28 protein-coding genes are annotated in these 24,917 nt (G+C 60.9%); 2 read left to right on the top strand and 26 right to left on the bottom strand.

Translation table 11 applies throughout. The features are described from left to right. Positions 1–69: 69 nt before the first annotated feature. The 10 genes from tig to KQI12_RS04360 form a co-directional block, all read right to left on the bottom strand. The gene (tig, locus tag KQI12_RS04315; RefSeq protein WP_216570847.1) at positions 70–1,479 is read right to left on the bottom strand and encodes a trigger factor; all 1,410 of its coding nucleotides are present in this window, start codon (positions 1,477–1,479) and stop codon (positions 70–72) included. A gap of 143 nt (positions 1,480–1,622) precedes the next feature. Then, positions 1,623–2,309: a metallophosphoesterase gene (locus KQI12_RS04320; RefSeq protein ID WP_216570848.1), complete on the bottom strand. Its 687-nt coding sequence runs from the start codon at positions 2,307–2,309 to the stop codon at positions 1,623–1,625. Between the two features lie 24 nt (positions 2,310–2,333). After that, positions 2,334–3,821, bottom strand: a complete 1,488-nt coding sequence (gene thrC / locus KQI12_RS04325; RefSeq protein WP_216570850.1) for a threonine synthase — start codon at positions 3,819–3,821, stop codon at positions 2,334–2,336. Then, positions 3,809–4,753, bottom strand: a complete 945-nt coding sequence (locus tag KQI12_RS04330) for a dipeptidase (protein WP_216570852.1) — start codon at positions 4,751–4,753, stop codon at positions 3,809–3,811. Before KQI12_RS04330 ends, thrC begins: the two co-directional genes overlap by 13 nt. 42 nt (positions 4,754–4,795) lie before the next feature. After that, positions 4,796–5,164, bottom strand: a complete 369-nt coding sequence (locus KQI12_RS04335) for a YraN family protein (RefSeq protein ID WP_216570854.1) — start codon at positions 5,162–5,164, stop codon at positions 4,796–4,798. After that, positions 5,161–5,778 (bottom strand): ribonuclease HII, encoded by a 618-nt coding sequence (locus KQI12_RS04340; protein ID WP_216570855.1) that lies wholly within the window; start codon positions 5,776–5,778, stop codon positions 5,161–5,163. Before KQI12_RS04340 ends, KQI12_RS04335 begins: the two co-directional genes overlap by 4 nt. Then, a complete protein-coding gene (gene ylqF / locus KQI12_RS04345; protein WP_216571468.1) occupies positions 5,762–6,661 on the bottom strand; it encodes a ribosome biogenesis GTPase YlqF in 900 nt (299 codons plus the stop codon). Before ylqF ends, KQI12_RS04340 begins: the two co-directional genes overlap by 17 nt. 189 nt (positions 6,662–6,850) lie before the next feature. Beyond that, the gene (gene rplS, locus KQI12_RS04350) at positions 6,851–7,192 is read right to left on the bottom strand and encodes a 50S ribosomal protein L19 (RefSeq protein ID WP_216570857.1); all 342 of its coding nucleotides are present in this window, start codon (positions 7,190–7,192) and stop codon (positions 6,851–6,853) included. A gap of 96 nt (positions 7,193–7,288) precedes the next feature. Then, a complete protein-coding gene (locus KQI12_RS04355; protein ID WP_216570860.1) occupies positions 7,289–7,909 on the bottom strand; it encodes a peptidase M50 in 621 nt (206 codons plus the stop codon). Next, entirely contained in the window at positions 7,906–8,910 is a 1,005-nt protein-coding gene (locus tag KQI12_RS04360; protein ID WP_216570862.1) for a M23 family metallopeptidase, read from the bottom strand. Before KQI12_RS04360 ends, KQI12_RS04355 begins: the two co-directional genes overlap by 4 nt. Positions 8,911–9,110: 200 nt before the next feature. Here KQI12_RS04360 and KQI12_RS04365 point away from each other — a divergent pair, with 200 nt between their 5' ends. After that, positions 9,111–9,488, top strand: coding sequence for a hypothetical protein (locus tag KQI12_RS04365; protein ID WP_216570863.1), 378 nt, complete (start codon positions 9,111–9,113; stop codon positions 9,486–9,488). A 185-nt stretch (positions 9,489–9,673) separates the two neighbouring features. Here the strand turns inward: KQI12_RS04365 and KQI12_RS04370 are convergent, their stop codons facing one another. From KQI12_RS04370 to KQI12_RS04445, 16 genes are all read right to left on the bottom strand, one after another. Continuing rightward, positions 9,674–9,955 (bottom strand): zinc-ribbon domain containing protein, encoded by a 282-nt coding sequence (locus tag KQI12_RS04370; RefSeq protein WP_216570864.1) that lies wholly within the window; start codon positions 9,953–9,955, stop codon positions 9,674–9,676. A gap of 77 nt (positions 9,956–10,032) precedes the next feature. Beyond that, positions 10,033–10,668, bottom strand: coding sequence for a sigma-70 family RNA polymerase sigma factor (locus tag KQI12_RS04375; RefSeq protein ID WP_216570865.1), 636 nt, complete (start codon positions 10,666–10,668; stop codon positions 10,033–10,035). 88 nt (positions 10,669–10,756) lie between these two features. Continuing rightward, positions 10,757–12,109, bottom strand: coding sequence for a phosphoglucosamine mutase (glmM, locus tag KQI12_RS04380; RefSeq protein ID WP_216570866.1), 1,353 nt, complete (start codon positions 12,107–12,109; stop codon positions 10,757–10,759). Between the two features lie 47 nt (positions 12,110–12,156). Next, on the bottom strand, positions 12,157–13,221 hold the full coding sequence (ruvB, locus tag KQI12_RS04385; protein WP_216570867.1) for a Holliday junction branch migration DNA helicase RuvB: 1,065 nt from the start codon (positions 13,219–13,221) through the stop codon (positions 12,157–12,159). A gap of 38 nt (positions 13,222–13,259) precedes the next feature. Next, positions 13,260–13,862, bottom strand: a complete 603-nt coding sequence (gene ruvA, locus KQI12_RS04390; protein WP_216570868.1) for a Holliday junction branch migration protein RuvA — start codon at positions 13,860–13,862, stop codon at positions 13,260–13,262. A gap of 11 nt (positions 13,863–13,873) precedes the next feature. Then, the gene (gene ruvC, locus KQI12_RS04395; protein WP_216570870.1) at positions 13,874–14,407 is read right to left on the bottom strand and encodes a crossover junction endodeoxyribonuclease RuvC; all 534 of its coding nucleotides are present in this window, start codon (positions 14,405–14,407) and stop codon (positions 13,874–13,876) included. A 159-nt stretch (positions 14,408–14,566) separates the two neighbouring features. Beyond that, complete coding sequence (gene xerD / locus KQI12_RS04400) at positions 14,567–15,448, bottom strand: site-specific tyrosine recombinase XerD (RefSeq protein WP_253290805.1); 882 nt, start codon at positions 15,446–15,448, stop codon at positions 14,567–14,569. Between the two features lie 24 nt (positions 15,449–15,472). Next, positions 15,473–16,105: a stage II sporulation protein M gene (locus KQI12_RS04405; protein ID WP_216570872.1), complete on the bottom strand. Its 633-nt coding sequence runs from the start codon at positions 16,103–16,105 to the stop codon at positions 15,473–15,475. 294 nt (positions 16,106–16,399) lie between these two features. Further along, positions 16,400–17,761 (bottom strand): thioether cross-link-forming SCIFF peptide maturase, encoded by a 1,362-nt coding sequence (scfB, locus tag KQI12_RS04410; protein ID WP_216570873.1) that lies wholly within the window; start codon positions 17,759–17,761, stop codon positions 16,400–16,402. A 137-nt stretch (positions 17,762–17,898) separates the two neighbouring features. After that, complete coding sequence (gene scfA, locus KQI12_RS04415; RefSeq protein WP_216570875.1) at positions 17,899–18,042, bottom strand: six-cysteine ranthipeptide SCIFF; 144 nt, start codon at positions 18,040–18,042, stop codon at positions 17,899–17,901. A 67-nt stretch (positions 18,043–18,109) separates the two neighbouring features. Next, positions 18,110–18,541: a TIGR04086 family membrane protein gene (locus KQI12_RS04420; RefSeq protein ID WP_216570877.1), complete on the bottom strand. Its 432-nt coding sequence runs from the start codon at positions 18,539–18,541 to the stop codon at positions 18,110–18,112. 127 nt (positions 18,542–18,668) lie between these two features. Next, the gene (yajC, locus tag KQI12_RS04425) at positions 18,669–18,995 is read right to left on the bottom strand and encodes a preprotein translocase subunit YajC (RefSeq protein WP_371817953.1); all 327 of its coding nucleotides are present in this window, start codon (positions 18,993–18,995) and stop codon (positions 18,669–18,671) included. Positions 18,996–19,114: 119 nt separating this feature from the next. Beyond that, entirely contained in the window at positions 19,115–20,245 is a 1,131-nt protein-coding gene (gene tgt / locus KQI12_RS04430) for a tRNA guanosine(34) transglycosylase Tgt (RefSeq protein ID WP_216570878.1), read from the bottom strand. Between the two features lie 61 nt (positions 20,246–20,306). After that, positions 20,307–20,708, bottom strand: a complete 402-nt coding sequence (locus tag KQI12_RS04435; protein WP_216570879.1) for a DUF3842 family protein — start codon at positions 20,706–20,708, stop codon at positions 20,307–20,309. 114 nt (positions 20,709–20,822) lie between these two features. Further along, positions 20,823–21,866: a tRNA preQ1(34) S-adenosylmethionine ribosyltransferase-isomerase QueA gene (gene queA, locus KQI12_RS04440; RefSeq protein ID WP_216570880.1), complete on the bottom strand. Its 1,044-nt coding sequence runs from the start codon at positions 21,864–21,866 to the stop codon at positions 20,823–20,825. Beyond that, entirely contained in the window at positions 21,863–23,530 is a 1,668-nt protein-coding gene (locus KQI12_RS04445) for a SpoIID/LytB domain-containing protein (RefSeq protein ID WP_216570881.1), read from the bottom strand. The genes queA and KQI12_RS04445 overlap by 4 nt, the downstream gene beginning before the upstream one ends. A gap of 298 nt (positions 23,531–23,828) precedes the next feature. On the opposite strand from KQI12_RS04445, the gene asd reads away from it, so the two are divergent. Continuing rightward, complete coding sequence (gene asd, locus KQI12_RS04450; protein ID WP_216570882.1) at positions 23,829–24,917, top strand: aspartate-semialdehyde dehydrogenase; 1,089 nt, start codon at positions 23,829–23,831, stop codon at positions 24,915–24,917.

Genomic DNA, 24,917 nt, shown 5'->3' on the forward strand with positions numbered 1-24,917 from the left:
CGGATCATACCAAAAAGAGTGGGAGGGCGGAAAGGTCCTATCTTCCCGCCCTCGCGCGGCAGAAGGCTATCAGCCCTCAGTCTTCTCCTCGGTCTTCTCCTCCGCCTTCTTCGTGGTCTTGCGGGTGCGCTTAGGCTTCTCCTCGCCCTCAGCGGCGTCGCCCTCGGCCTTCTTCTTGGCGGGAGCCTTCTTCTTCGCGGGAGCCTTGCCAGCCTTGGCGTTGTCGAACACCACATGGGCGGCCTTCTGACGGCAGATGTCCTTCTTCAGGTCGTCGATGATGAGCGCCTTGCGGAGATCCTCCTCACCCATCTTGTACTGCTCAGCCAGACGCTTGATCTCAGCGTCCACATCCTCGTCAGAAGCCTCGATCTTCTCGGCCTCCACGATGGCGCTCAGGGCCAGATCGCTCTGGACCTGCTTCAGGGCGCTGTCTTTGGCCTGAGCCTTCATCTGGTCCACGGTCATGCCCATCATGGCCAGATACTGCTCGAAGGCGATGCCCTGAGCGGTGATCCGCTGGGCGTAGTTGTTGACCAGCTTCTCGGCCTCATAGTCCACCATGGCATCGGGGATCTCCACGTCCATGTTGTTGATGACCTGCTCGATCAGCGCATTCTCGTAGGCGTTCTGGGCAGACTCCTCGCGGCGGGCCTTCAGCTTCTCGCCCAGGTCCTTCTTCAGGTCGGCCAGAGTGTCGAACTCGGACACGTCCTTGGCGAACTCGTCATCGATGGCGGGGACCTGCTTCTCCTTGACCTCGTGGACTTTGGCCTTGAACACCACGGGGGCGCCGGCCAGCTCCTTGGCCTGATAGTCCTCAGGGAAGGTCACGTTCAGATCCTTCTCGTCGCCAGCCTTGGTGCCGACCAACTGATCCTCGAAGCCGGGGATGAAGGTCTTGGAGCCCAGCTCCAGGCTGAAGCCCTCAGCCTTGCCGCCCTCGAAGGGCACACCGTCCTTGAAGCCCTCGAAGTCGATGACGACGGTGTCGCCCATCTTGGCCTCACGCTCCACGGTCACAGCGCGGGTGGCGCGGTCGATGTAGGGCTTGAGCTCGTTCTCGATGTCCTCATCGGTGACGGTGACCGCCTCCTTCTCCGCGGTCAGGCCCTTGTACTCGCCCAGCTTGACCTCAGGACGCACAGTGACCTTCGCCTTGAAGGTGAAGCCGTCCTTGCCGACCTCCTGGATCTCGACCTGAGGCCAAGCCACGACATCCAGCTTCTCCTGCTCGATGGCCTTGGTGTAGGCATCGGGATAAATCTCGTTGATGGCATCTTCGTAGAAGACACCGGAGCCGTACATGCCCTCGATGATCTTGCGGGATGCATGGCCCTTGCGGAAGCCGGGGACGCTGATCTTGCCCTTCTGCTTCTTATAGACCTTCTCGATAGCGGCCTCGAACTCGTCGTGGCCCACCTCGATGGTCAGCTCGACCATGCTCTTATCCTGCTTCTCGACATTCTTTACATTCATGCTGTTACTTCCTCCTATCGACTGCGGGGCAGTCAGATCTGCTGCTACCGGCAGTCTCTTTTGCACTATCTGTTTGATTGTACCAGAGATCCAGACAGATTTCCAGTCTTATTTCAAAAATATTTCCACAGAATGCTTCTTTTTCAGTCGCAGATCCGGTAGGGACGGAATTGGAGATAGTCCGCGGCCACCAAATGATACTCCACAGAGCCATTCCGTCCCTCCACCGCCAAGCGGTGGCTCCCGCCATGGAGATGACCGTAGAAGCACTGCTCCACACCATACTGCTCCATCAGCGCGATGATCTCCGGACAGGTATAGCCCTGATACCGGGGCGGGTAGTGGAGGAAGCAGAGCTTCCGTCTCTCCCCCGCCGCCTTCAGAGAGGCTTCCAGCCGGATCAGCTCCCGCCGAAAGACCTTCTCGTCATGGCCGCCGGCGTCCTCCTCATAGAACCAGCCTCTGGTCCCGCAGAGGGCGAAGCCGCCATACTCATAGGCGTTGTTGTGGAGCATATGCAGAGTAGAAAAGCCGTGCTCCGCCCAGAAACGCTCCATCTTGGCCGCGCTGTTCCACCAGTAATCGTGGTTCCCCTTGAGGATCAGTTTGCGGCCCGGGAATGCGTCCAGGAAAGCGAAGTCAGCCTCCGCCTGCTCCAGGCTCATGCCCCAGGAGATATCACCGCAGAGGACGAGGGTGTCCTCCTCCCGCAGGACGCTCAGTCCCTCTCGGAGCTTGTCTACATATCCGGTCCAAGCGCCTCCGAAGACGTCCATGGGTTTGTTGACGGTCAGGGACAGGTGCGTGTCCCCCAATGCGTACAATGCCACGCATCCACCCGCTTTCCGGCCGGATCAGGACAGAAAGTCCAGGACGGTCTTTTCCATATCCGCCGGAGTGCTGAGCAGCGGCGCATGGCTCTTCAGGTGCTCCAGACCGGCCAGAGGCGCGGGCGCCGCTACGCCGGTCTTGGCGGCCAACTGGGCGATCACGTCGGTGCCCTGAGCGATGTCCTGTTCCCCCAGCGCGGTGAGTACATCGGAACAGAACTTGAAGGGGCTGGCAGTGGACACCACCAGCGTCGGGGTGTCGTCCCCGGTCTTCTCCCGGTACTCCTCCAGCACATGGAACGCCACAGCGGTATGAGGGTCGGTCAGATAGCTCTTCTCGTTCCACAGCTTAGCGATCATGGCCCGGGTCTGATCATCGTCGCAGAAGCCGGCAGAGAAGTTCTCCTGGAAACGGGCCCGCACGGAGTCGCTGACCTCATAGCGGCCCTGTCCGGCCAACTGCTCCATATAGCTGCGGACCTCCGCATCACTGCGGCCGGTGAACTCGAAGATCATCCGCTCCAGATTGGAGGAGATCAGGATGTCCATAGAGGGCGAGATCGTATTGTAGAAGGTCCGGTTCCGGTCATAGATGCCGGTCCGGATGAAGTCTGTGAGGACCTTATTCTGATTGGAGGCGCAGATGAAGCGTCCCAGAGGCACGCCCATCTCCCGCGCATAGAAGGCGGCCAGGATGTCACCGAAGTTGCCGGTGGGGACGCAGACATTGACCTTCTGTCCGGGTTGGATCTTCTCGTCCCGGAGCAGGTCACAATAGGCGGAGACATAGTAGACCACCTGCGGGAGCACCCGGCCCCAGTTGATGGAATTGGCGGAAGAGAAGAAATATCCCCGCTCAGCCAGCGTCTCCCGCAGTTCTTCATCAGAGAAGAGACGCTTCACACCGGACTGGGCATCATCGAAGTTGCCCTCCACAGCGCAGACACCGATGTTCTTGCCCTGCTGGGTGAGCATCTGGAGCTCCTGGATCGCGGAGACGCCGCCATGGGGGTAGAACACCAGGATACGGGTCTTGTCTACATCCCGGAAGCCCTCCAGAGCGGCCTTTCCGGTGTCGCCGGAGGTCGCCACCAGGATGCAGGCGGTCTTCTCCTCCGCGTTCTTGGTCAGGGAACCCACCAGGAGATGGGGCAGCATCTGGAGCGCCATATCCTTAAAGGCACAGGTGGGGCCATGCCACAGCTCCAGACAGTAGGTGCCGTCGTCCACCTGACGGACCGGAGCGACCTCCTTCACATCGAACTTGTTGTCGCCATAGGCCCGCTTGGCATAGGCCGTCAGTTCAGAGACCGTGAAATCGTCCAGGAAAGGCTTCATCACATAGACTGCCCGCTGCTGATAGGACATATCGCGCATGGTCTCCAGCGCATTGCCGGAGAGCTTGGGGAACACCTCAGGGGTGAACAGTCCGCCGTCCCGGGAGAGTCCCTGAGCGATGGCTTCCGCGGCAAGCTTCTTGGTGCCCTTGTTTCTCGTGCTTACATAGTACATACTTCGTTCACTACCCTCATCATGTTGTCGAAGAAGATGGCGTGGACCAGATCTTCCTTATAATTCTTCTGCAGCATCCGGTCATAGATCTTGCTCATGTCCTGGATCCCGTCGATCCCATCGGGCATCTCATCGTAACAGCCGTCCAAGTCGCCGCCCATGCATACGTTCTTCTCACCGCCTAGGGACAGGAAGTGGTCGATATGGGCCACCACGGTGTCTACCGTCGTGGGTTCGCCCAGGAAGGTACGGTACATGTTGATGCCAGCCACGCCGTTGTGGCGCATGATCTCACGGAACATATCGTCTGTCAGGTTCCGTACGTGATCGCACAGGGTCCGGGAGCAGGAGTGGCTCGCCATGAAAGGGCCCTCCACCAGCTCCGCCACGTCCCAGAAGCCCGGATCAGACATATGGGACACGTCCACCAGCATATGGAGCTCGGTCATCTTCTTCACGAACGCCTTGCCCTCAGCAGTAAGGCCCTTGTCCACCTCATCCTCTGTAGTGCCGCAGAGGATGTTGGCCGCGTTCCAGACGGGGTTGATGGCGCGCACGCCCATCTCCCACGCCTCCTGGAGCCCATCCAGTGTGCAGTCGATCAGGTCCGCGCCCTCAATGGACAGGAAGGCTGCCCGCTTGCCGGCGGTAAAGGCCGCCTGTGCCTCCTTTCCCGTCCGGCACTGGACGATCCGGTCTTTGTTGAGCGCCATCTCCCGCTGGAAGATGGCGTGCTCTGCTCGGAACACGTCCCGCCGGGTGACCCCGGGCTTGAGCACCTCGTCCGCGAAGAGCGCGAAGAACTGCCCCCACTTCCCGATGTACTCCGCCCGGGTCAGGTCCTGATTGCCGAAATTCTCCTTGATGCCGTATCCGTAACGGTAGCACCGGGTCATCGTGTCACAGTGTCCGTCGAACAGATCCATACCCATTCCACTTTTTCCTCCTCGATGCGCCCCATGCGGCCAGTCCGCTCAGAACGCATCCTCGATATAGATGATGGAAGCAGTCTCCCGCTCCATGCCGTGGGGCGCATACACCTCCGCCACATCGAACCGGGGCTGTTTCTCCGTCGGATGCTCGCTCAAATAGAGCTCCGCTGTGGTCCTCAGGCGGGCCTGCTTCCGCCGGTCCACCGCCTCCAGGCCGGAAGCGGTCCCGCCGCCCCCACGAAGCTTCACCTCTACGAAGCGCAGGAACGTCTCGTCCTCCGCGATGAGGTCGATCTCGCCCCAGCGGCACCGCCATCGCTCTGCGAGGATGACGGCCCCCTGCCTGCGCAGCCAGTCCGCCGTCACCGCTTCGCCCCAGCGGCCCTTCTCATCCCGGGTCCCGCCGCTCATAGGTGTTTCAGGAAGGTCCGGCGATGGATGGGACAGGGGCCATGCTCCCGCAGGAGCTCATAGTGCCGCTTGGTACCGTAGCCCTTGTGCTTCTCGAACTCATACTCCGGCCACGTTTCCGCCGCTTGGATCATCCAGCGGTCCCGGCTCACTTTGGCCAGGATGGAAGCCGCCGCGATGCTGGCGCTGAGACCATCCCCGTGGACCACCGTCTGATGCGGCGTCGTGATGGCGGCGCTCCTCCCCTTGTCCCGGTTTCCATCGATGAGGGTAAATCCGGGAGCAGGGTCCAACTGGTCGATGGCCAACTGCATGGCCTTCATCCGGGCGCTGAGGATGTCGGTGGCGTCGATCTCCGCCGCGTCTACCGAAGCCACGGCCCATGCCAGCGCCTGTGACCGGATGACATCGAAGAGGGCGTCCCGCTTCTTGGCGGTGAGCTTTTTGGAGTCATCCAGACCGGGGATCGTCAGCCCGTCGGGCAGGATCACTGCGGCGGCATAGACCGGACCGGCCAGAGGGCCGGCTCCCGCCTCATCACAGCCGCAGATCCGCACATGCCCCTGTGCCCGGAGTGCCCGCTCGATAGCCCACAGATCAGTCTGCTCTGTCATCGAGCGCCTCCGTACCGCCTTCTTCCGACCTAGTCAGATCCTCAAGCCCCTCCAGCGTGAAGCGGCCCAGCTTGCCGCCCCGATACTCATCCAGCAGGATCTTGGCCATCCGCTCCGTGTCCGGCTCACCACCGGAGATCAGGAAGCCCCGCTTGCGGGCGGCCCGTTCCAGCAATTCCCAGCCCTGGGCGTCAGGGTCGGCCTGGATCTTGTACCGGCCCAATGCCTCCGGATAACGATGGTTGAGCAGATCCATGAAATGGCAGGCCAAAGTCTCGATATCCATGATCTCATCTTTCACCGCACCAGTGAAGGCAAGGTTCAGTCCAACGGACTGATCCTCAAACTTGGGCCAGAGGATGCCTGGGGTGTCCAGCAGGTCCATGGAGGCATCCACTGCCACCCACTGCTTGCCGCGGGTGACGCCGGGACGGTCGCCTGCCTTGGCAGACTTCCGTTTGGCCACCTGGTTGATAAAGGTGGACTTGCCTACATTGGGCACGCCTACGATCATGGCGCGGATCGGCCGCCCTACCTGACCCTTGGCCTTCCACTGCTCCAGCTTATCCTTCAGAGCGGTCCTGGCGGCCGCAGAGAACTGGCTGACGCCCTTTCCGTCCTTGGCGCTGGTCTCCAACACCGTATAGCCCTGGGCCCGGAACCAGTCTCCCCACATCTTGTTCATGGCGGGGTCGGCCTGGTCGGCCCGGTTGAGGATGATGATGCGGGGCTTGCTCCCCACCAGATCGTCGATGTCCGGGTTCCGGCTGGATACCGGGATACGGGCGTCCACGATCTCTGCCACCAGGTCCACATATTTCAGGTTCTCGCCGATCATGCGGCGGGTCTTGGTCATATGGCCCGGATACCATTGTATATTGATGGCCATCAACTCCCTTATATACGATTCTATCATTATACACAAGATGGCTGGAGAAAAAAAGACCTTTGGCTCAGAATTTCAGATTTTGTCTCTCCCACCGAAAAATGAGGCATCCGGACATGAAAAAAACAGGACGGTCTCCCGTCCTGTTTTTCCGATCCCGGGATACCCGGTGATACTGATGCGAAATCAGATGCGCTCCTTGACCTTGGCGGCCTTGCCCACGCGGTCACGCAGGTAGTACAGCTTGGCGCGGCGGACCTTGCCCCGACGGACCAGCTCGATCTTCTCCACAGAAGGAGCGTGCAGGGGGAACACCTTCTCCACGCCGACGCCATAGGACACGCGGCGAACAGTGATGCTCTCCTCGATGCCGCCATGCTTCTTGGCAATGACGGTGCCCTCGAAGACCTGGATACGCTCACGGTTGCCTTCCTTGATGTGCACGTGCACCTTGACGGTGTCGCCCACATTGGCCACGGGGGCCTCCGTCTTCATCTGCTTCTCGGTAAAAGCCTTCATCAGATCCATTGATCTTTTCCTCCTCGTTTATAGGCATTCTTGCGGCCGTTCCACCACGCATCTCTAGCGTGGCACCGCAGAGGAACACCCTTTATTCAGACCCAATTAGTTTATCATGATCTGCTTCGGAACGCAAGTGGGAATTTGAGAAAAGTATCCGCTCTGTCTGACCGCCGATAGCAGCAACCAGCTTCCCGTCACGAAGAGAGTCGGATCCCCCGTCCCAGACATGGTCCACAGGCCGGCGGCGGCCAGGCCTCCTGACGCCAAGAGGGAGACCATCTCCAAGGCCCTTCTCCCCCATCGGCTGGTCAGGCAGGCGGACAAAGCCCGCCATCCATCCAGGCCCGCCACCGGCAGGAGATTGAAACAGGAGAGGCTCAGGCTGATGCCAGCCAAGCTCCACCCGCCCGGACTGATCTGGGCCGCCATCGCCGCCAGCAGGAGGCCGGCGGCCGGACCGGCCAGGGCCGTCAGGATGCGGAACATCCGGCCGTTAGGGCAGCTGGAGGCCAGGCGCATCTCTGCTCCCACACAAGTCAGGCGCAGGCGGGACACCCGTCCGCCCAGGGCCCAGATCGCCAGCAGATGCCCCAGCTCATGGACCGTGGCGGCCAAGCCCACCCGTAGGAGCAGGCCATCCGTGTCCATATAGTAAAGGAAGGCGGCCAACAGGAAGAAGCCTCCGCTGATCTCCACCCGTCCCTTGATATGCTCCGCAGTCATTTCGTCTCGATATAATAGACTGGATCCAGACGGATCCCGTTCCGTTTCAGCTCGAAGTGGAGATGGGGTCCCGTGGCGTTGCCGGTCTCACCGGCCAGAGCGATCTGTTCTCCCGCTGTCACGGTCTTCCCCTGTTGGACCAGAAGCTCCTCGCAGTGGGCATAGAAGCTGGAGACCCCGTTCCCGTGGTCGATCTGGAGATACAGGCCATAGACAGGACTGTCCCCGATATACTCTACCGTGCCAGCGGCGAATGCCTTCACCGGCGTGCCCAGATCCACTGCCAGATCGGCTCCATTGTGGAATTTCTCACCGCCGTCCACCGGATGTTCCCGCCAGCCGAACCCGGAGGAGACCCGACCGATCACCGGCGAGACGGTCTCCGCCAAATCTAGGCGGTACTTATCCATCGTCGCGTTGGCTGGGAGGGCCGGACCGGTATAGTCCACGTGGACCACCTCCGGCTCTGTGGGCTCCGGAGACGGCACAGCGGCTGTATCGGCAAAGAAGTCATTTCCTGATGTTCCGTCACAATCTGACTCCGCCCGGAGGCCAAGCACATCCGCGACAGGCCGGCTCCCCTGCTCCAGCAGAGCATTGGCCTCCTGCCGTGACAGTGGGCGTCTGGATGTCGTCGGAACGGATACCCGGATCCCATCTTCCGCGGAGAACACTTCGATGCAGAAGTCCCCCAGGCTCTCCCCCACAGGGTCGCCCCGGGACAGGGACCGCCCCAGACGGACGAAAGCCCCGCTCAGATCTGTGTCTGCGCAGAGCATCTGTCTCAACTCTGCCTGCACGGTCTCCATCCGCTCCGGAAACACGCCCTTCCCGACCACCGTCGCGACGAACACCATGGTACAGACGAAGAGCTGAAGGAGACGGCGGCGCTCTGTGCAGCCCATCTGGACCGGCTTCCCCTTCTTTCGCCCGGACGGAGCTGTACTGCCGTTTCGTCCCTGCCTCCGTCTGTTCCACTCTTGATAGGTCATGCTCTCCATGGTCGGCGCTCCTTTCCGGCGTGGTCATCTGATCTATCTTATGGTCTGCCCTGAAGCGGTATGCCCCTCTATTTCTTTATCATTTCTTCATATATCGTCCACAGAAAGGCCACAATAGGCCGTACATCTGTGGTATAATGATCATAGAAAGCTTGGGCGCACCGGCGTCCGGCGTGATATGCTTTCAGGAGGTGTTTCGTATGTGGGATAAACTGACAGATGTACTGACGAATGTGGTCTATGCCGGTGTGGGCGCCGCCGCCCTGGTGGTGGAGACGGCCGGAGATCTGGGCAAGGTCCTGGTGGAGAAGGGCGAGGCCGCCGCCAGGCAGGGCCGCCAGTTCGGCGAGGAATTCCAGGAGAAGGCCAAACAGGCCGCTCAGGAGCGCCGGGACCAGCAGTTCCAGGAGTCGGTCGATCGTTTGACCGCCCAACAGAGAGAGGACCTGCGTCATCATCTGGATGACTTGGATGAGCTGGACCGTCAAGCCGAGGAGATGGCCCGAGCGGCCGCCGAAGTCGAGGCGGGGCCGGAAGCCGTATCTGAGGAACACGCTGAGGACTCCGAGAAGGAATGACCGCCCCTCTCGTCCACTTGACTGTATAAACCAGACCAAAGCCCGGTAGGGACCGCAATCCAGCGGTCCCTACCGGGCTTCTTTTACATGTGCTTCAGCGGGATCGGTATAAGAAAAGCCTCCCGGCTGATGCCGGGAGGCTTCAAGGACTGATGTCAGTGTATCAGGCCGCAGGTCCAAGCTGCTTAGTGCTGCTCACCGCGCATACGAGCGAAGCAGTCGCTGCAGTACACGGGGCGGTCAGACTTGGGCTCGAAAGGCACACGGGCCTCGCCGCCGCAGGCGGCACAGGTAGCGGTGAAGTACTCGCGGGGACCGCGGGAAGCGGCCTTGCGGGCGTCACGGCAGGCCTTGCAGCGCTGAGGCTCGTTCTGGAAGCCCCGCTCCGCGTAGAACTCCTGCTCACCGGCGGTGAACACGAACTCCTGGCCACACTCTTTGCACACCAAAGTCTTGTCTTCGTACATGATGATTACCCTCTCTTTGACTCGTTGCCCAGGGGACGGAATGAAACCGATGCTGCTGGGTCAGTGATATATCGCGCTCAGCTTTCGCTGGAGTCGCCGGAAGAAACTTGCCGTGCTACCTTGCGCCGGATGCGCTGCACGGCGTTGTCCACCGCCTTGGGGGACCGTTTCATTTCAGAGGCGATCTCGGAATAGGAAGACCCATCCAAGTAAAGCCTGAGGACCTTCGTTTCGAAACCGGACAGCTGGCCTTTCAGCAGGCTCATCCGTTCCTGGACCTCTTCCCGGACGATCAGGGAATCTTCCGGGTCCTCAAAGCGGCGGCGATCGGTGCCGCAGGACTCATGGATCGTAGAACCGTCAAACAGAGGGGTTTCGAATGATATATGATCGTTCAGAGGCGTATGCTTGCCTCTAGCCGCCGCACGGACAGCGGAGCGCAGACGATTGCGGATACAGGCCTTCGCGTAAGTCCGGAAAGAAGCGTCCCTCCGAGGATCGTACTCCCGGATCGCGTTCCACAGCCCCAGCATCCCCTCCTGGATCAGATCCTCACTGTCCCCTCCCGCCAGGAAATAAGGACGTGCGCAGCTCCGGACCACACGGTTGTAGCGGAGCACGAGTTCCTCTGCCGCAGTACGGTCACCGGACGCAGTACGCGCACACAATATCTCATCTGTCACTTGGGGACTCTGAGTAGGGGGAGCGTTCATCGCCGCATCTCCTCAGTTATTATTATACGCAGGAGTATACCTGATCGTCAAGGGGTTTATGCAAAATATTTACAAGGAATGAAGGATCCTACATCCTTTTTATGATCTCCGCCAATTCCTCCGCACAAGCTCTTGCAGACTCCTCAGTCTGCGCCTCCACCATGACACGGATCAGAGCTTCCGTACCTGACGGACGCACCAGGATCCGGCCGGTATCGGCCAGTTCCGCCTCTTTCGCGGCCACCGCGTCCTTCAGCGCCCGCGCCGCCATGATGCGCTCCTTCTCCTCCTTGCTGGCCACAGGCAGGTTCACCAGCACCTGAGGATATCGTTTACAGCCAGCCACCAGCTCTGAGGCCTTTTTCCCGGAGCGGTGGAACACCTGGAGGAACTGGAGCGAGGTCAGTTCTCCATCACCGGTCGTTGCATACTCCCGGAAGATGGTGTGGCCGGACTGCTCGCCGCCGATGGTCAGGTCCCGCTCCAGCATCTTCTCCAGCACATGCCGGTCGCCCACAGGCGTACAGCACAGCTCCAGGCCGTGTTCCTTAGCAAAACGGTGCAGCCCCATGTTGCTCATGACCGTGCCCACCATAGCATCGCCGTGGAGCTTCCCGCGGGTCTTCAGATCCAGAGCGCAGGCGGCCATGATCTGGTCTCCATCGATGTCCTCGCCCCGCTCGTCCACCGCCAGGAAGCGGTCGGCGTCGCCGTCATAAGCCAGGCCCAGATCGTACTTCCCCGCCACCACCTTGGCTTTCAGATCGTCCAGATGGGTGGAACCGCATCCGTTGTTGATGTTGACCCCATCCGGCTCTGCATGGATGATATCGGCGGTCAGCTTAGGGAACCGCGCGAAGAGGCCAGGCGCAGTGGCGGAGGCGGCGCCGTTGGCACAGTCCACCAGGATCCGCGTCCCAGCCAGATCCGTGTCCACTGAGGAGACCAGATGGTCGATGTAGACTTTGGACTCCGCCGCGTCCTTGTAGATGACCCGGCCCAGTTCCCCATGGGTCTTGAGGGCCGGCTTCTGTCCGGAGAGGACGATCTCCTCGATGGCCTCCTCCAGGCGGTCGGGGAGCTTATAGCCCTGTCCGCTGAAGATCTTGATGCCGTTATGCTCGAAGGGATTGTGGGAGGCGGAGATCACGATGCCCGCGTCCGCCCCCATATGGATGGTCAGGAATGCCACCGCCGGCGTAGGCACCACGCCCAAATGGAGCACATCTGCCCCGGCAGAGCACAGGCCCGCCGTCAGCGCGCCCTCCAGCAGGTCGGAGGAGATCCGCGTGTCCTTGCCGATGGCGATCTGGGGACGGCTTTTCCCTGTCTCCTTCGCCATGACGACCGCCGCGGCCAGACCCACCTGATAGGCCAGCTCCGCGTCGAGCCCAGCGTTGACCACGCCGCGGATCCCGTCTGTACCGAACAATTTTCCCATAAATACACCTCATCGCTTCATAGCTATAAACAAACGTCGGAAAAATGTCAAAAAGAGATTTGCTCCAGCCCACCGCCGGAGATCCCACCCGGGACCGGAAGTCCAAGATGCTCATAGGCCTGGCGGGTCACACACCGGCCGCGGGGCGTCCGGGTCAGGAACCCCATCTGCATGAGATAGGGCTCATAGACATCTTCCAGCGTGACGGCCTCCTCATTGATGGTGGCCGCCAGCGTCTCCAGGCCCACTGGGCCTCCACCGTAGTGCTGGATGATGCTCCTCAGCATCCGCCGGTCCACGCCGTCCAGGCCCAGATGGTCCACTTCCAGAGCGGTGAGGGCTTGGTCCGCCACGTGCTCAGTGATCACGCCGCCGGCCTTGACCTGAGCGAAATCGCGGACCCGGCGGAGCATCCGGTTGGCGATCCGGGGCGTGCCCCGGCTCCGTTTCGCGATCTCCATGGCGCCCTCCGGCTCGATCGGCACCTCCAGGATCCCGGCGCTCCGTGTGACGATCTCAGCCAGCTCCTCCGGGGTGTAGAGTTCCAGCCGAAGGGTGACGCCGAAGCGGTCCCGCAGGGGCGCGGAGAGCTGTCCCGCCCGGGTGGTAGCTCCGATCAGAGTGAACTTGGGCAGGTCCAGCCGGATCGAATTGGCCGCCGGCCCCTTGCCGATGATGATGTCGATGGCATAGTCCTCCATCGCCGGATAGAGGATCTCTTCTACCGAGCGGTTCAGCCGGTGGATCTCATCCACGAAGAGGATGTCGTTCTCATTCAAGTTCGTCAGCAGAGCCGCCAAATCTCCCGGCTTCTCGATGGCCGGGCCGGATGTGATCCGGATATGGACCCCCATCTCATTGGCGATGATGCCGCTGAGCGTGGTCTTGCCCAGGCCGGGCGGTCCGTGGAGGAGCACATGGTCCAGGGGCTCCCCTCTCATCTTGGCAGCCTGGATGAAGACCTCCAGATTGCCCTTGGCCTTTTGCTGACCGATATACTCGTTCAGCGTCTTGGGACGGAGGGAGCCCTCCGCCTCATCGTCCCGGGTAAGGGATGTGGTGACCAGCGGGGCCTCCGTTTCCAGAGCGCTGTCAGAAAAATCGATGCTCAAGGATTATCCCTCCTTTCCGCGCGCAAGGGACGCATCCCTCACTTCATCATCTTTTTCAAGGCCTGCTTCACGATCTGCTCCAGCTCCAGGCCCTCCACATCGATGCCCTTCAGGGCCATCGCCGCCTCGGTCTGGCTGTAGCCCAGCACCGCCAGAGCGGCGGCCGCCTCGCTGGACTTGTCCTGAGGGATCACCGTCACACCGGTACCGGCATAGCTCTCGCCGCCTGCGGCGATCTGGCCCTTGGCCAGCTTGTCCTTCAGTTCTAAGATGATGCGCTGGGCGATCTTCTTGCCGATGCCTTGGGCCACAGTGAGCGCCTTCTCGTCTCCGGTGATGATGCTCATGGCCAGCCCCTCCGGGGTGGTGGCCGAGAGGATGGACAAGGCCGCTTTGGGTCCCACTCCTGACACGCCGATCAGCAGGCGGAAGCAGTTGAGCTCGTCCTCGGTAGCAAATCCGTAGAGCTCAAAGAGCTCTTCCCGGACATAGAGGTGGGTGAAGAGTTTCCCCTTCTGTCCAACCGTCAGCCGGGAAAGGCTCTGGTTGGTGGTGCGGCAGGCATAGCCTACGCCGCCGCAGTCGATCACGGCCAGATAAGGCTCCACATGAGCCACCGTACCGCTGACATAGTAAAACATAGCGTCGCTCCTTAATCGTTCCGCACGGCGTACCGTCCACTGCCCGGGCGTGCCGAGTCCAGCAGGCTCAGCCGCGAGGTATAGGACCGGGCATGGCACAGGGCGATGGCCACCGCATCTGCCGCGTCATCCGGCTTTGGGACCGCACTCAGCTTCAGCAGACGGCGCGTCATCTCCATGACCTGCCGCTTCTCCGCCTTGCCGTAGCCCGTCACCGCAAGCTTCACCTGAGAGGGCGAGTACTCGAAGATCGGCACACCCGCACGCTCGGCACTCAGCAGGATCACGCCTCTGGCCTGTGCTACGCCGATGCCGGTGGTCACGTTGTTGTTGAAGAACAGTTCCTCCACCGCCATGGCATCCGGCCGGAACTGCTCGAAGAGGATCGTCAGATCGTCATCGATCTGATGCAGACGGGCCGGGAGCGGCACGCCCGCCGGAGTCGTGATGGCACCGCAGCGGATCAGCCTCTGCTGTCCGGGCACCGCCTCCAGGACTCCGAAGCCCACGATCGCGAAGCCGGGATCGATCCCTAAAATGACCATGGACGCCCCTCCCTGTTAGAACACATAGATGAAGATATCATAGCACATATGTTTGGAAATGGGAAGGGCCTGCCTTGGATTTTCAGCCGCCCCGCCGCAGACAGGGAGAGCCGCCGGAGCATCGTGAAGATGCTCCGGCGGCTCAGTCGTCCCGGTATCTCAGGCCCTGGGATGGGCTTTGTCATAGATATGCTTCAGCTTCTGCTCCCGTCCCACCACCTGAGCGTAGATCTGGGTCGAAGATATGTCCGCGTGGCCCAGCATGATCTGGATGGAGCGCAGGTCTGCCCCGTTCTCCAGCAAATGGGCCGCAAAGGAATGGCGGAGGGTGTGCGGCGTGATATCCTTGTCGATGCCCGCCTTCTCCTGATAGTTCTTGACGATCTTCCAGAAGCCCTGACGGCTCATGCGTTCTCCGCTCATGTTCACGAAGAGGGCCCGTTCCTCCATATGCTCCAGCATCTGGGGCCGGATATGCTCGATGTAGTCGCTCAGGGCCTTCACTGCCGCCGGATACAGCGGGATGCTCCGGGCCCGGCTCTCCCGGCCGGCGCACCGGACCAAGGCATTTTCCAGATCCACATCGTCCACGTCCAGCCCGATGAGCTCACTCACCCGGATGCCGGTGGCGTACAGGAGCTCCAGCATAGCCTTGTCCCGACCACCTTTGACATCCCCGGTATCGGGCTGTTCCAAGAAAAGCTCTACCTCTTTGTTGGTGAGGATCTGGGGGAGCTTCCGCTCCACTCTGGCATGGGAGAGCCCCCGGGCCGGGTCCTGCCCGATCATGCCCTTCCAAGTCAGGAAATGGTAGAATGACCGCAGGGATGCCAGTGAGCGCGTCACGGTGGAGGGCGATCTCCCCCGGGCTGTCAGATACTGGGTATAGGTCTCGATATCCGACCGGACGACTTGGAGGGGGTCCGCATCCAGCCATTCGAGGAACTGCCGCACATCCCGCAGATAGGAGGTGCGCGTATTCGGCGCCGCCCGCTTTTCCTCCGTCAGATACCGTTCATATGCCTCATAACAGTCCATCATCCAGCACCCTCTCCCCGTGCTCCATCAGCCGCCAGCCGGCGGCAAGAGCCCAGCAGCCCCTGCTGTCAGCGCCGGGACCACTACATATTCCAAAAACACACATATACACAACACGCCGGCACAAGAGGCACAGCGCAGGAGATATCGCTTTCCGTAAGGCAGAGCCATCTTCCCCCCGCCGAGCACACGGGAGGCCAAGGCCCTGGAAGCCAGCCAGCTCTGCGTCCCCAGGATGAAGAGGACCGGGACGGCCGCGCACTCCGGGATCCCGAAGATCAGGAAGGCCAGCGTACCTCCGGTCCGTCCAAAGAGCCGCACGAAAGAACCGATCGCGAAGGCCAGCAGGAACCCCCGCACCGCGAATACCGCTGGAAGGGCCAAAAGCCCCAGCGTCGTGAACCCAAGCAGAAAGACCAGCAAGGGCCACCGGACCGTATCCCACGCCGCCAAGAGCAGAGACGGTGTGTGCCCGGACGTGCCAGCCCAGGTCAGGAACCGTTCCACATAGCGTGCCAGACCGGCGCTTCCGCTGCTGTCTATCTGGAACGCCAGAGTACACCCCAAGACCCCGCCCAGCGCAAAGAACGCCGAGAGCAGTGTCAGGGCTGTCGCCAGATCCGACGGCACGTCCCAAATCTTCCTGCCCAGTCTCCGCATCCGCGATCACCTCCCGCACATAACATATGCGGCGGACCGGGTCGGTAGGACCGAGCAACGACTATGGCCTGTCACCTTTATTATGATCTACTCCACACGACGATGCAAGCATATTCGGCATATCCATCCAATTTTGTACATTATGCTCACGTTTTATGTATACTGTATTATGTATACTTCATCAACTTATCTTGTGTATAAGCACAAATAAACACCGCATCTAGTGGTATACTACTCGTATATCGCTAGATGCGGTGTTTGCTGCATTCGTCCTCTAGAGACTACATTTTGTTATCACTTGCCCATGCCCGCGGCCAGGGCGCGCAGGGCGATGGCGCACTCCAGGCGCTTCTTCTCCAGAGCACAGCCCACCTTGTGAGGATGCTCGATATTGCCGTTCACCAGCAGATTGGAGGCACTGCATCCGCCGCTGCAATAGAAGCGGGCCCAGCACTTGGAACACTCCTCGCGGGTGTAGATGTTCAGCGCGGCGAAGCGGCTGGAGATCTCCCGGTCGAAAGTGCCCTCATAGATGTTGCCCAGTTTATACTCTTCATTGCCGACGAACTGGTGGCAGGGGTAGATGTCGCCCTCCGGGGTGATGGCCACATACTCACAGCCGGCACCACAGCCACGCAGACGCTTGATCACACAGGGTCCCTGAGCCAGATCCACATTGAAATGGAAGAAGTTGGTCTCCGGATGGTCCTTCAGATACTCGGCCAGTTTCTCATACTCGGCCTCCAGACCGGGCAGGTCAGCTTCCTGGAGGGCATAGGGGTCCTCCTCCTTCCCGACCACAGGCTCCACAGAGATGTTCTTTCCGATGGAGGCCAGCGCCTTCACATCCTCAGCGAAGTCCTTGTGGAATCGGGTGAAGGTGCCGCGCAGATAGTAGTCCTTGGTCCCCCGGCCCTCGATCAGCTTCTTGAACTTAGGCACGATGATGTCATAGCTCCCCTTCCCGCCGGCGGTGGGGCGGAGCTCATCGTTGACCTCCTTGCGGCCATCCAGGGAGAGGACAGCGTTGGACATCTCCCGGTTGATATACTCGATGTTCTCATCGTTCAGGAGCATGCCGTTGGTGGTGATGGTGAAGCGGAAGCACTTCCCCTTCTCCTTCTCCAGAGAGCGGGCATAGGCCACGGTCTCCTTCACGGTCTCCATCGCCATCAGAGGCTCGCCGCCAAAGAAGTCTACCTCGATGTTGCGGCGGGGGCCGGACTTCTCCACCACGAAATCGATGGCCTTCTTGGCGGTCTCCACGTCCATCGTCATCCGGTGGCCAGTGCCGAAATCACCGGTAGAGGCAAAGCAGTATTTGCACCGCAGATTGCAGTCGTGGGACACATGGAGGCACAGCGCCTTGACCAGCGCCGCCTGCTGCATAGAGGCGGCCTTTTCCCGGTCGATGTAATCGTCCTCCTCGAAGAGCAGGCCCTGATCTGCCAGCCCGCGCAGCTCCTGCCACGCCTCCTCCAGCGCCTGGGCATCGTACTGAGGAAGCTTTGCTGTGATATCTGTGGGGCAGTGCTCGGCCATGGGCGGGACGACCTGCTCCAACAGATGATAGGTGAGCTCGTCCAGCACATGGACCGCACCGCTGTTCACATCCACCGCGATATTGACTCCAAGAGCCTGAAAGGTATGTACCATGTCTTTTCTTTCCTCCAAGATTTGAATGTCCGGTCCCCACGGGCCGCAGGCACGCGGGCGGCTGTGGTGAGGGCTCACGGCATGGAAAAAGGGTGGGAAAGCCCCACCCTTTCAACCGTGTCTGGTCGCTTCGACTCTTACTTCTCGTTCTCGCACTTCTGGTTGGCGACGGTGCAAGAGGTCTTACAGGCGGACTGGCAAGAGGTCTGGCACTCGCCGCAGCCGCCGTGAGCGGCGCTCTTCTTCAGGGTAGCGCCGTTGAGCGTCTTGATATGCTTCATTTCTGTTTCCCTCCCAATTCATTCAGGATATCGGTGTTAGTATACCATAGCCCGGACTTGATTTCAATCATTTTCGCCGTTTTTTCTTTGGGAGCACCAGCCGGTCCACTAGGCCGGCCCCGGCACCGCCGCAGAGGCAGAGCGCAGTCAAGAGCCCTGCCCCAGCGGCAGACGGTCCGCATCGGAACAGGACTGTCCCGACTGTGAGCAGGAACAGGGCGTGTGCCGCTCCGACCGCACTCCCGACCGCCAGCGCGCGCGATCCACACTGCCGCACGGTCCAGCTTCCGCCAAGGAATGCGCCGAAAAAGCACGCCGCCGCCGAGATGGCGGCCGCCCGATCCTGCCCCAGCTTCCCGGCAGACACCACTGCCGATATCCCCAGCAGGAGCGTCAGGCAGACCGCCAGCCCGATCAGTCCGCCGATCAGGATGGCTCTCCCCCAGCGGAGCAGCTGGTCATCCCGATGTTCTCCTTTCCCGTTCTCCCGTTCCGCCATGCCTGTGCCCTCCTCATCTCATCCTCGGTCCCATCCTATGCCGGGACGGGGCCGGATAGACGTGGAGACAAAAAGCTCCCCCGGCCGTCGAACGACAGCCGGGGGAGCTGGATGAGGTCGGTCCCGTTTACTTCGTGGTCTCCTCAGTCTGAGTACCCTTGGTAGAGACGGCCCATTTGGTGAACTCCACACGGACGCGGTCAGCGCCGGTCTCGATGACGACGGTGTTCTCCTTCACAGCGCAGATGGTACCGACGATGCCGCCGATGGTGGTGATCACATCGCCCACGGCCAGCTCGGAGCGCATCTTCTCCATAGCCTTCTTCCGCTTGTTCTCCGGACGGATCATCATGAAATAGAAGATCGCGAACAGGATCACCAGGGGCAGGATCATGCTGACCAGGTTGGCGGTGCTGCTGTCCGCAGTCAGGAGTGCAGTTGCAATATGGTTCAAATCGATCTCCTCCAAAATCACAAAAGTCGTGTCTCGCCTTGCACGTAGAAGATATTATACGTCAGAACAGTCTGTTTGACAAGTCTTTCCGGGGATCTTTTCCGGGAACGGTCTGTTTTTTACAGCCGCCGATCCAGTTTGCCGCTGTATTCCGCCCGGAACTGGTCGAAGGTGCCCTCATCCAGGGACTTGCGGATCCGGGCCATCAACTCATTGTAGAAATGCAGGTTGTGGAGCACCGCCAGACGCATGGCCAGCATCTCCCCCGCCGCGAACAGATGCCGCAGATAGGCCCGGGAGAAGCTCCGGCAGGCCGGACAGTCACAAGTGGGATCGATGGGAGAGGCGTCGGTCTTATATTTCTCGTTCTTGATGTTGATGGTGCCCTCCCAGGTGTAGAGCTTCCCGTGCCGGGCGTTCCGGGCCGGCATGACGCAGTCGAAGAAGTCCACGCCCCGAGCCACCGCCTCGATGATGTTGGAGGGGGTGCCCACGCCCATGAGATAACGGGGCTTGTCCTTGGGCATATGGGGCTCCACCACATCGATGATGTCATACATGACCTGCGTAGGCTCGCCTACCGCCAGACCGCCGATGGCATAGCCGTCACAGTCGATCTTGGCCGTCTCCTTCATATGCCACACCCGCAGATCCGGGTAGGTGGCGCCCTGGTTGATGCCGAAGAGCATCTGCTTGGGATTCACCGTATCCGGCAGGGCGTTGAGCCGGTCATGCTCCTTTTTACACCGCTCCAGCCAGCGGAGGGTCCGCTCGCAGGATGCCTTGGCATAGTCATAGGCGGCTGGATTCTCTACACACTCGTCGAAGGCCATCGCGATGTCCGAGCCCAGGTCGGACTGGATCTGCATAGACTCCTCCGGCCCCATGAAGATCCGGCGGCCGTCGATGTGGGAGGCGAACGTGACGCCCTCCTCCCTGATCTTCCGCAGACCGGACAGGGAGAACACCTGGAACCCGCCGGAATCCGTGAGGATGGGCCCCTTCCAGTCCATGAAAGCGTGGAGGCCGCCCATAGCCCGGACCACATCGTTTCCAGGGCGCAGATGCAGGTGGTAGGTGTTGGAGAGCTCCACCTGACAGCCGATCGCCTCCAGGTCGTGGGAGGACACAGCGCCTTTGATCGCCGCCTGGGTCCCTACGTTCATGAATACCGGGGTCTGGACCACTCCGTGGGCGCACTGGAACACACCGCGCCGGGCCTTCCCCTCCGTCTTGATCACTTCAAACACGAGAAAACTCCTTTTCCTGTTTCTTCATTCCGTTCCCTCCGCTGGAACAGCCGCCTGATCGTCACAGGCTCTGGATGAGACGTACTGCCTCCTGGACCAGTCGGCTCATGGACTGGGTGTCCGCGCCGACCACTATGTTGTCGCAGTGGTTCACTGGGATCAGGATCCGTCTGGCCCTGCTCTGGCCCACTGCCGCCGCCATCGCCGGCGTGATCTCTCCCAGCAGGGCATCCGCGATCACGATCCCCACCGGGCCCACGATCACGTCCGCGGACCGGCTGTTCACGATCACCGCGTTCTCGCCGGTGGCTGCCCGGTCCGGTCCGGCCTTCATCATGGCGCTGGTGGCCATACCGTTGGTCCCCACCGCAGTCACATCCGCCTCTGGACAGGCTGTCCGCAGCGCGGCCACTACCTGCCGTCCGATCCCACCGCCCTGTCCGTCGATCACCAAGATCCGCATCGGTGTCAACTCCTTTCAAATCATTGTGCCACAATATCCGTAAAGTGTGTTTACTTTATTGTGATATCAGAGGCGGTCGAGCCGTCTCACTTGCTTTTTATCTGTAAAGTATTTTCACTTCTCACCGATATCATCCGTGATGAACATGGCATCGCCAAAGGAGAAGAATCGGTAGCGCTCCTTCACGGCCTCCTGATAGGCGGCCAGGATGTGTTCCCGGCCAGCCAGGGCGGAGACCAGCATGACCAGCGTGGACTCCGGCAGATGGAAGTTGGTGATGAGACAGTCCAGCACCTTGAACCGGTAGCCGGGATAGATGAAGATGTTGGTCCATCCGGCGGACTCCTTCATGGTGCCGTCCTCCGCCGCCCAACTCTCGATGGTCCGGCAGGAGGTGGTGCCCACGCAGATGACACGACCTCCCTCCCGCTTGGTCCGATTGATGGTCTCGGCGGTCTCAGCGGAGATCATGCAGTACTCAGAGTGCATCTCATGGTCATCGATGTCCTCCTCCTTCACCGGGCGGAAGGTGCCAAGGCCTACATGGAGGGTCACATAACAGATATCCACGCCCATCTCCCGAATCTCCTCTAGGAGTTCTTTGGTGAAGTGGAGTCCAGCAGTCGGTGCGGCGGCGGAGCCCACCTCCTTGGAGTAGACGGTCTGATAGCGCTCCGGATCCTGGAGTTCCTCCTTGATATAGGGCGGCAGCGGCATCTTGCCCAGACGCTCCAAGATCTCCAGGAAGATCCCTTCGTAGTCGAAGCGGATCAGTCGGTTGCCATTGTCCAGTACCTCTACTACCTCAGCCGTGAGGAGCCCGTCGCCAAAGGAGAGCTTCGCGCCAGTACGGATCTTCCGGCCCGGACGGACCAGACATTCCCATACCTTGTCGCCCCGGTCCACCAGCAGGAGGACCTCCACGGCGCCGCCGGTGGGATCCCGGTGGCCCAGGAGCCGGGCAGGCAGGACCCGGGAGTCGTTCAGCACCAGGCAGTCGCCTTTTTTCAACAGCTTGGGCAGGTCATAGAAATGCATATGCTTCGTGGCGCCGGTATGTTTGTCCAGTACCAGCAGCCGGGAGGCGTCACGCTTCTCCAGAGGCGTCTGCGCGATCAGCTCCTCCGGCAGCTCGAAATAAAAGTCAGATGTCTTCATCGGGTGATATCCACTCCTGTATAGTAGAATCTTAGGATCTGGTCATATGTATAGCCGGCCTTGGCCATGGCGTTGGCCCCATACTGGCTCATGCCCACCTGATGGCCCCAGCCGGAGCCGCTGATCACGAAATCTCCGCTCCCGGAGGTCGTGTTCCCGCCGGAGAGCTGGGCCGTGCCGGAACCGGTGATCACATAGGGTTCGGAGACGCCGCTCATCTGGGTCGTGGTACCGGTACCGTCGATGGCGTAGAGCCCGGCGGCACTGTCCAGCTTGGTGGACGAGCCGTTCACATAGACTCCTCCGCCTGTCACGCCGGTGCCCCCGGTCCGGGACACGGAATAGCGTTGGGACCGGAGCCCCAGGAAGTTCCGCACCTGCTCCTTCTGGAAGGTCCAGGTCTTCCCCGCCGCATCAGTGAACGTGACCGCCTTCACGTTGCCGGTGGGAGTGGTCTCTGTGACCTGGAGGTCCACGATCTGGGCACAGGAACGGCCGCTGTTCCGGAGCTTCGCAGTGAGTTGGTCCGCCGTGAAGCTGACGGTCCAGTTGTAGTTGGAGATCGACCCGGCCACGGAGGCCTCATAGGGATCGGTCTTGCCCAGCAGATAGGGCACCGCGTTGTTCCACACGTTCTCCGCGCTCTCCGTGGCGCCGCCGTCATGGGAGAAGTAGACCGCATCGATCAGCGATCCGTTGTACTCGATCACCTGTCCGGCAGTCTCTGCGGCCGCCCGGCGGGTACTGTCCGCCGTCTGCTTCATGCCCGGATAGGCCTGGCAGTGGGTAGAAGCGCAAAGGTCGAAGTGGCTGGCGCTGTGGGTGCTCCCCCGCATCCGGCCCAGCGCGTAGGTCCGGGCGGCACAGGCCTGAGCCTTCAGCGCCTCCAGAGGCCAGGCACTGCTCATCTCCTGCGAGATCACACAGTCGATGTAATCCTCCAGATCCAGGATGTTCACGACCGTCAAGTCCCCACCGCCGATGCGCTCATAGCGGAAGCCTCCATAGTATTTATATCCCTTGAACCAGGTAGTGGGGGCGCTGACGCCGGTCACATCGGGCAGGACGCCCAAGGCCCGGTCCGCGCCTCCATCGAATTGGAAGAGCAGCTCTGTGGTGCCAGTCACCGCCACATCGACGGCATAAGCGCTGGTGCCCACCACATCGCCGGACAGGTCAAGCGCCGCCATGGCAGACTCCGCCTCTGCCCGGCTGAGGTAGGCACCGGTCCGGACCTGCCACTCCCCGTCGATCCACGCTGGGAAGCCCCCGTCGATCCCGTCGGCCGCCGCTTGAGCCGCGGAGAAGCTCCCATAGCTGCCCGCCAGGCGGATGTGCCAGCAGCCGATCGCCTGGCTCCCGGAGCTGGTGTTGTAGGTCCCTCCGGATAGATAGATGTTCTGGGCCTTGAGCATGGAGATCTTCGTCTCACTCGTCCGGGCAAGCTCCACGAAGTCCTCATCGTCATCGAAATAGCCCAGCCGATAGCCGGAACCCGTGCTGTTCTCCAGATTGGCTGTGGCCAGAGCTGTGCTTCCATAGTATAATCCCACCCGGACCGGCGTGTCCCAGGAGTTACGGGCCCCCATGGCCGGGACCGGGAGCGCCGCGCTCAATGCCGCCGTCAGGCAGAGCGCGGCCATCCCCTTCCATCGTCTCTTCATGCTGTCCTCCGATCGTTCCGGATCTTATCACTGCAATTCAGCAAAGTGTATTGACATCGACGCGTTCCTGTGCTACTCTAAGAGGCACAGGAGTACGTTTCCGGCGGATACCTGTTTGCGTGGGGAAGTATGTTCGGGTCCTATCCACACATGATGACATTATAGTACAAGATCAGCCGGTGTGTAAACCCGCTGATCTCTTTTTTATCCTGTCCGGCCTTGGCTTCAGGGCTGTGGACAGGCCCAACTTCCACCCTTCGGCATATGATGAGAACAGAAATACGGGAGGTCAACACAAATGGAAAAACTGAGAGTAGGCGTGATCGGCGGCACCGGCATGGTGGGCCAGCGTTTCGTGACCCTGATGGAGGACCATCCTTGGTTCCAGCTCACCGTGATCGCGGCCAGTCCCCGTTCCGCGGGCAAGACTTACGAGGAGGCCATCGGCTCCCGCTGGGCCATGTCCACTCCCATGCCCGAGGAGGCCAAAAAGCTGGTGGTCATGGATGCTGAGGCCGACATGGAGAAGATCGCCGCCCAGGTGGACTTCGTCTTTTCCGCAGTGGATATGAAGAAGGAGGAGATCCAGGCGCTGGAGGAGGCCTATGCCCGCCATGAGTGTCCCGTGGTCTCCAACAACTCCGCCCACCGCTGGACCCCCGACGTGCCCATGGTCGTGCCTGAGATCAACGCGGACCATCTGGCTGTGATCCCCGCCCAGCGCAAGCGTCTGGGCACCAAGCGGGGCTTCATCGCCGTCAAGTCCAACTGCTCTCTCCAGAGCTATGTGCCAGCTCTGCATCCCCTGCGGGAGAAATACGGCCTGTCCAAGGCTCTGGTCTGCACCTATCAGGCCATCTCCGGTGCTGGCAAGACCTTCGCCACCTGGCCCGAGATGGTGGACAACGTGATCCCCTACATCGGCGGCGAGGAGGAGAAGAGCGAGCGGGAGCCTCTGAAGCTGTGGGGCCATGTGGAGAACGGCGTCATCGTCAATGCCGCCTCCCCTTCCATCACTGCCCAGTGCTTCCGGGTCGCCGCCTCCGACGGCCATATGGCGGCTGTGTTCGCCAGCTTTGACAAGAAGCCCTCTGAGGAGGAGATCCTGGAGACCTGGTCCTCCTTCAAGGGCCGTGCTCAGGAGCTGGAGCTCCCCTCTGCCCCCAAGCAGTTCCTCCACTATTTCGACGATCCAAGCCGTCCTCAGACCAAGCTGGACCGGATGACGGAGCGCGGCATGGCGGTCTGCGTGGGCCGTCTGCGTCCCGATACCCAGTATGACTACAAGTTCGTCTGCCTGTCCCATAACACCCTGCGGGGCGCGGCGGGAGGCGCAGTCCTCCTGGCCGAGCTCCTCCACGCGGAGGGCTATCTCACGAGGAGGTAA

It is taken from the genome of Pseudoflavonifractor sp. MSJ-37 (assembly GCF_018917965.1).
GTDB lineage: Bacteria > Bacillota > Clostridia > Oscillospirales > Oscillospiraceae > Pseudoflavonifractor_A.